Consider the following 7,332-nt stretch of genomic DNA (forward strand, 5'->3'; position numbering starts at 1 on the left):
AATTCTAAAATATTTTTTAAGGCTAGTGAATTAGCGTCCAGTGTTTCTATAATATAATTATCAAAATTTTTCGCACTTGTCGGACAGGCCAAATTGTATATTTCCTGAATACCCTGAAATTCAATTTTAAAATCCTTCAATTCCAAACAATTTTCCAAAATTAATGGTTGGGCAATATCGTGTTTAATAAAGCGAAAGTTTGGCAACTGCATGAGAAATCTAATATTCTCCACTGAGCTACTAACAAAATTATCCACGCAAATAATTTTATTATTTTTGACCAACTCCTCGCAGAGATGAGAGCCCAAAAAACCCGCCCCACCAAAAATTAAAATATTTTTCTTATCAAAAATAACTTGTTTCATAATTACTATTTTATTGTTTAAATATATATCTTCTTAAAATTGTAAAATTCCATAAAAAACCAATAATTACAGCTAGGGCTTTACCAATTAGATCATAAATGTTCAATATGTCAACAGCTAAGAATAAGATTAGTTCCGCGACAATTAAGCTACCAACTATGTATATTAAAACATATTGGATAAAAATTCGCCACCGAAAGCTCTGCTGAGTAGAAAATGTCCAATAATTATTCAAAAAATAGCTATTAACTACTGCTACAAAGAAGGAAATGGCATTGGCTACCAAATAATGATCAGTAAAAAAACTAATCTTTCTCGTTAAAATATAATACAATACATAATCAACTAGCGTGTTCACAAAACCCACCACAATAAATTTTGTTGCTTGTTGTAAAAAAGGTAGATGCTTATTATACAATGCTTTAATGGGCATAAATAGTTAAACCCTTGCTATTCTTAACATCAGTAATGAATTTTTCTTTAATTAATTTTAGATTATTATCATAAATCTTTAAATGCGGTCCTCCGCCCTCTAGTGGAACAACTAATATTTGCTGGCGCCAGGAACGAACCAGAATTTTCTTAGTAAACTTGGGATATGGCGCTATAGTCTTTTGCAGTTGACCTTGATGATTAAACGCGGCAACGGCAGATTCCTTTTTATTAACTTGCGTGGCAATAAGATAGTCGTTATTGATGGTAAAGCTATTTAATGGTGCACTACTCACTAATGATATACTATTTTTCATTATGCCTAGCTGTGAATAGACGTAAATTTTGTTGCGATCGAGAACTAGCAGATCATCAATTTGGTCGTGGTCAATATCACTAATCTGAAAATCGTCAATGCCACTAGTCGTGAAACTTAAAAGTTCAGTACCATCAATAGCATAAATAAAAACATCTTTATTGTTATAACCAACCAATTTATCATTCCAGCTTAATATATTAATCAAGGGTGCATTGGTTGACCATTGTGCTACTTGTTCTCCGGTCTTGGCCAAAAGGGTAACAAATCCATTATGAGCAATAGCTAAGACGATCTTGGCGTCCTTAGTAATTGGCGCATAGTGATAATTAGTAGATATTTTACTGTCTAATTTAATACTGTTAATCAAATCCAGTTTCTGATTGTAGAAAAATATTTCCTGTCCATCGCGATTACTGCCTAATAATTGATTCTGGCCATTAGTGGTGAGTGCTAGCTGATCAAATAAGTGATCAACATTTATTTTCCCAGCACCCATTTTACCGGCATAGCGGTAATTACTGGCATCAATATTTGTTGCTTGATCAGTAATTAACTTAATGATTTGTTTATTGGTTAGCGACTCATCAGTAGCTTTTAATAAAGCTGCCACACCAGTAATCACTGGGGTGGCCATAGAAGTACCCGACCAATAGCCAGAAAATTTTTCTCGATATTCATTAATAACTGGGTAGTATAAATTAAGGCCAAAAAATAACTGACCAGGAGCATTAATATCCAAACATTTACCATAATTGGAAAATAATGATTTGCTATTTAAATAATCAATAGCACCAACCCCCAAAACAGTATTTTCACTGGTCTCACTACACACTGGGTAGCGCGGTTGTACGCCAAGATCAACACTATTATCAATATTATGTTCACCGATTTTTTCATTTCCGACGGCAGCAACTACCAATACGCCACTGGCGGTAGCATGGGCAATAGCTTGATCAAGAGATGTGTCAGACATTGATCCGACTAAAGATAAATTGATAATATCGGCATTGTTGTCGGTGGCGTAATTAATGGCCTTCACGACATCGCTCATATTACCAGAGCCATCGCCGTTTAAAGCCACCAGCGACATTATTGACACTTGCCAGTTAATACCAGCGATCCCATAATTATTATTGCCGCGAGCACCAATAATACCAGCAACCAGCGTACCGTGTTCCATGCCAGTAGCAGTATGCTGATAATCAATCTTCGGTTTTGGATCAGCTTGATTACGGATAAAATCCCAACCATTAATATCGTCAATATAACCGTTATTATCATTATCAATGCCATCACCTCTGACTTCACCTTGATTGACCCAAATGTTTTCAAATAAATCGGGGTGATCAATATCAACACCAGTATCAATGACAGCTACCACCACATCACTGGAACCTGTTTGATAGTCCCAGGCCTTCTCAATATTGATAAAGGGTAAATAGGTTTGTTCCCTGTATAATGGATCATTAGTAGTAATCGCTTGTAAGGGACTAGCGTTACTAACAGTAATAACAATGATAGAAAAAAATAATATAATCCTGCGCATGAATTATATTATAATAAAAATTAGCATTTTTAGCTACCCTGACCTATTTTAATGGCTCGCCATCAGGATAAATTTCCGTTATGGACACGGTAACAATTTTAGCCCAAGAAAATCTATTTTTACGAAAAGCGTTTTCGTCGGTAATCCATCTTTTTTTCTTACTCTCTAACAAATAAACTTTTGGACTGTTCGTATATTTAATCAAACTATAATCTGGTCTTTCCTCCGCATCAAAGATTGCTCGCCCATCGGGATAATTATCTAATTCATTTTTGCCAGCAATATAAGCCCAATCTTTATTCCAGCCCAAGTCAGCGATAACAGTTTCCGAATTTAACATTCTCTTGGTACCTTTTTCAATATAATAGTAATTGGTTCCAATTTTAATCAAAGAACCATCGCGATACTTCAAGTCCATTCCTAGCAACAAATGACTTAGATCACGCGTCACAACAATGTGGCTGATCTGCCAGCCCCAGGAATTTAAAATAGCGTAGTTGTCAATATAATTTTTAATACCATCCTTGACGTAATAAATTCTCTGGCCAGTTTGTTCACGATAAACAACATCACTTTTGATATTACTATTCAGCCAATTAGGTAAAGTACCAAACAGCTTATAACTGCCGGTTTTATAGATAAAGGTGTAGCTAGTGTTCTGATTGGTATCAGTGGTCGTAGGTAAAGCAATCCACTTATTTTGCTGATCATCAAAGTAGGCTATTTGCATCTGATCTTCGGCAAAATTCTTTACTGCTCCTTGATCATACTCCACGGCTAAAGATACTGGTTGATTAAAAAAAACTATTGACTGCTGATCTAATAAATTATTTAACTCTATTTTTATCGGATGTTCATAAACAGAAAATAATCCCTGACTAATTGCTGGTTCCACGAGAGTGGTTTGTTCTGCTACCCTTACTATAGCTTGGGTATTGACCGAATTTTTCGACAGAGTCAAAGTGTATCGATGACCATTAAGTAAATAGAGTTTAGTCTGACCACTCAAATCAGGTGTCAGCTCTAATATTCCATTATTGTTAGTCACATCAAAACTTTGATGATCGCCGAAATCTGTCTGACAGGAAAGGGTTTGAACTAATTTTGTATCACTATAATATTTATTATTAGCTACGTCGCGCGTTACTACCCGCGTCTGATATAGAGTGGCACATTGTAACTCTTTGAGTACTATTTTTTGTTTGCCTGTTTGCCAATTAGTATTAGTACTGTGCGCCGATAAATTTCCCATACCATACTCTAACTGACTTTGACTGATATAGCTAATATTAAAATTAATAGTTGCTTCATTGGTACTGATATCGGAAATTTGTACTAAAACTGGATTCTTTTGATCTTCGTTGTAACCATAATTAGCCAACATACTGTGATTATAACCCCAGCCCATCACTTCGTGACCTTGCTCATCCCACCCGCGGCCATAAATAAAAGCCGTGTCGCTAGAATTATTACGATAAAAAGAAGCTTGGGCAGTTCCCAAGTTACATAAAAACAATACTGTTACTAATAATAAGGATATGAATATTTTGCTTTTCATAAGATCTTTTCTGTTCATTAGATTATCATAATTATCCAAAAAGTCAACAAATTAAACTGTTATTAAAACCGCTCATTTTAGTAATGAGCAGTTTTAGAGAAAAGAATGTTTAATTTTACTATCGTTTAGCTCCGGAATAGGCAATTGCCCGCACGGCATCCCAGCTACTGGCTTTGGTTGGTGCGAAACCAAATATAGCTCGAAAGGTTTTAATGGCAATAGCCTCTGATTTTAGATTACGCAGAGCTGGTCTTAAACCATAACTCATGACTGTTACTGCAGCATTATCATACTTATCCTTCATATTTGGCTGACGTAAATAAATTGACCTAAAACTAACCTTGGCTGTAGCTTCTTTAGCAGCATTTGTTTGACTTGGCCAGCGGCCATTAGCTATTTTAATAACATCACTCCAATCAGCATCACTTACTGGCGGTTTACCAAAAGCGGAAATAAAACTACTGACAACACCAGCTCGTTCGCCACTGCCTAATATATGCGTTGAGTCCGTACCATAAGTAACAAAATTTAAAACAATGTTTTTCTGATCGGTAGTCATGGTACTAAAAGTCTTCACTAATGGCGTAACTAAACTACTATTTAACTTTGTTTCCAAAGCCTCATTTCGTATTGCTGTTAAATCACTAATGTTACCACCGGTAACTTTAGTAATCTCATCGAGTGAATAGGTGCCAGGAACTGTGGTTGGTGGCGTTGGTGCTGCTGGTGGTGTTGTCGGTGGTGTTGGCTCAACAACTACTGGTGCACCAGCAGCTAACGTCGTAAAGACATAGTCACTGCTACTACCGGCATTGCCAGTACTATCTTTACCCTTGAGCTGATAATGATAGGTAGTACTAGCTGTTAATCCTGTTAAAGTTACGCTATGTGTTGTGCTATAACCAGTAGATTTACTTTCCGAACCGTAAATAAATGACGTGCCATAAACTAGCCAGGTCAGTGAACTTTCGTTGCTTGACCAGCTGATAGTTGATCCAGTAGCACTAATATTACTTACTAAAATACTGCTGATGGTTGGCGCGGTAGTATCTGATGGTGGTAATGAACCGCCGCCGCCGCCTCCGCCGCCAGAACTTTCAATTGTATAAACGGTGCTGGCTACTGGTCCGCCGGAATCATTATTATAACAAGCAATGCTTTTTAGCGTTGTTGTACTGGAAATAGAAACGGCTGAGCTATATTTTGTACCAGTAGTGCAAGTGATAGAAGTAGCGCAAGCTGGAGTCGTGCCGTTGGTCGTATAGCAAATGGCAGTTGATCCGGTGGCAGTCAAAGTCACACTCTGCGTGCTGCTGTAGGTGCCGGCTGCTGGCGAAGGTGTTGGCGCAGCAACTACTACGCCATCCATATTACCGCCGTTGCTATTTAAGCCCGTATTTAGATCACCGGTAACCGAGGAAGCCATGGCATTGATAGCATAAAATCCTAATCCTAAAACTAGTATAACTATCAATAAATGAAAACTCTTTTTAATCATATTATTATCTTTAATTTAAAATTAACAAACTATCTATAATTAATTTACTCAGGGGAAGAAAATCTTCTTCCCCTAATAAATTAACTATCTTGATCTAGATTATGGGGCAACTGAAGTAATGCCGTAGGAAGTTGAATAGGAACCAGCGGCTGACCCTGTTGGCACTTGTGCTTGGACAGTTACTTGTATCTGACGGCCAGCAGTCGTTGCATCTAAGTCACTAGTCAAGGTAATCGCTGTACTATCAGTAGCGGCCACCGTAATCAATCTAGTATTATCAGCATCAGCGTTGGCAGAAGCTTGAGCGCTATAGAAACGAATGTTATTAGCAGTGGCAATGGTATTGCTACCACTGGTCCAATTAGCAAACCTCATAGCAAAACTTGTTTCGGTTGTTGGTACTGTGACACTAAAAGTCCAAGACCAGCCATCAGCGGTAGCCGAATCACCATCTGGCCAACCACCAGCAACTGCGGCATAAGTTTCTACCGAGCTAATACCAGTAACTGCGAGTGTACCATCTGCTAAAGCAACGGTTCCAAAATCTTGATCAGCACCGGTTGTATAAGCGGTTACAGTTGTTCCAGCGGAATTTTTTGCACCAGATATCCAAACATAATAAGAAGTACTGTTACTTAAACTAGCAACTGGGTCAATAGTAGCTACAAAAGTTGAGACATTGTAAGTAACTACAGAATTGACAATGGCATCGCCAGTCAAAGCTCGAATTTGAACAGTATTGGTATTAACTGTTGTCGCGTCCATAGCTTCGGAGAAGGTTACGGTTGGCGAAACAGTAATAGCTTGGCTCGTTGCACCATTGACTGGTGTTTGAGCAGTTACGGTAGGAGCGCTTGGTGACGAAACTGTGATTGTTGCCGAAGTACCAGTTACGGTAGCTCCGTTATTTTCAGCTGTAATAGTTACATTATTTTCTACTGTTTGAAATTTTACTGCACTAGAAAATGTCTTAGTACCACCGGAAGTAATATTCGCCACCTGATTATACCAAACTGGGGAAGTGGCATTCGTTGTTAAGAAAACTATACCAGTAAAAGCGGTTGCACCATTAGCGCCGTCCGCTGTATTACCATAAGTATCCTTTGCCGTAACAATCGCATTAAGAGTTGTATTAGTATCGGGAGTAGTAGATGAAGGAGTTACAGTAAATGTGCTAGCAGCTGCATGTTTCACAGTAACACTAGCAGAAGTACCTGATAAAGTTGCGTCGCTAACAGTTATAGTTCCCAAACTTTCTGCCTCTACTAAAGTAAATGTCGCCAACGAAGCTTCACCAGAAGCAAAAGCTGCAATAACCGTAGCCGAGTTAGGAATTGTTGGCGAATTACTACCAGGTGAAGTATGAGTGCTTAAATTAGCTGCCACTGAATCAACAAAAGTAAAGGTCAAACCAGTTGGATCATAATCAACGTCAGTAATATTACCAGCATTAGTAGCTCTTAAAGTTACGGTATCAGCTACGCCAGCGGTTGGTGTATTAGTACTTAAAGTAACGATGAATTTCGTTGCTACTACGTTAGAAGCAATATTGGCAGTAGTGGCTGAAGTAATCGCACCACTGGCTGCTGTTAAGGTAAAGTTCTGGGCATCAGC

General features: G+C 38.0%; 6 protein-coding genes. All 6 read right to left on the reverse strand.

Annotated features, from left to right (window positions below):
- Nucleotides 1-365, reverse strand: a 365-nt coding sequence (locus COX77_01615) for a hypothetical protein (protein ID PIZ99417.1), incomplete at its 3' end; no start/stop codon positions are given.
- 10 nt (nucleotides 366-375) lie between these two features.
- Nucleotides 376-798, reverse strand: a complete 423-nt coding sequence (locus COX77_01620; protein ID PIZ99418.1) for a hypothetical protein — start codon at nucleotides 796-798, stop codon at nucleotides 376-378.
- Nucleotides 788-2,662 carry a hypothetical protein gene (locus COX77_01625; GenBank protein ID PIZ99419.1) on the reverse strand — a complete coding sequence of 625 codons (1,875 nt, stop codon included), beginning with the start codon at nucleotides 2,660-2,662 and terminating at the stop codon, nucleotides 788-790. Before COX77_01625 ends, COX77_01620 begins: the two co-directional genes overlap by 11 nt.
- Before the next feature lie 43 nt (nucleotides 2,663-2,705).
- Nucleotides 2,706-4,220 (reverse strand): hypothetical protein, encoded by a 1,515-nt coding sequence (locus COX77_01630; protein ID PIZ99420.1) that lies wholly within the window; start codon nucleotides 4,218-4,220, stop codon nucleotides 2,706-2,708.
- A 118-nt stretch (nucleotides 4,221-4,338) separates the two neighbouring features.
- Nucleotides 4,339-5,718 carry a hypothetical protein gene (locus COX77_01635; GenBank protein ID PIZ99421.1) on the reverse strand — a complete coding sequence of 460 codons (1,380 nt, stop codon included), beginning with the start codon at nucleotides 5,716-5,718 and terminating at the stop codon, nucleotides 4,339-4,341.
- A gap of 99 nt (nucleotides 5,719-5,817) precedes the next feature.
- On the reverse strand, nucleotides 5,818-7,332 hold a 1,515-nt coding region (locus COX77_01640), incomplete at its 5' end, for a hypothetical protein (protein ID PIZ99422.1).

Source organism: Candidatus Komeilibacteria bacterium CG_4_10_14_0_2_um_filter_37_10, from assembly GCA_002793075.1.
Taxonomy (GTDB): domain Bacteria; phylum Patescibacteriota; class Patescibacteriia; order UBA1558; family UBA1558; genus UM-FILTER-37-10.

Coding starts and splice junctions, on each gene's coding strand:
- COX77_01620 (PIZ99418.1), bottom strand. CDS start 798: ATGCCCATTAAAGCATTGTATAATAAGCATCTACCTTTTTTACAACAA.
- COX77_01630 (PIZ99420.1), bottom strand. CDS start 4,220: ATGAAAAGCAAAATATTCATATCCTTATTATTAGTAACAGTATTGTTT.
- COX77_01625 (PIZ99419.1), bottom strand. CDS start 2,662: ATGCGCAGGATTATATTATTTTTTTCTATCATTGTTATTACTGTTAGT.
- COX77_01635 (PIZ99421.1), bottom strand. CDS start 5,718: ATGATTAAAAAGAGTTTTCATTTATTGATAGTTATACTAGTTTTAGGA.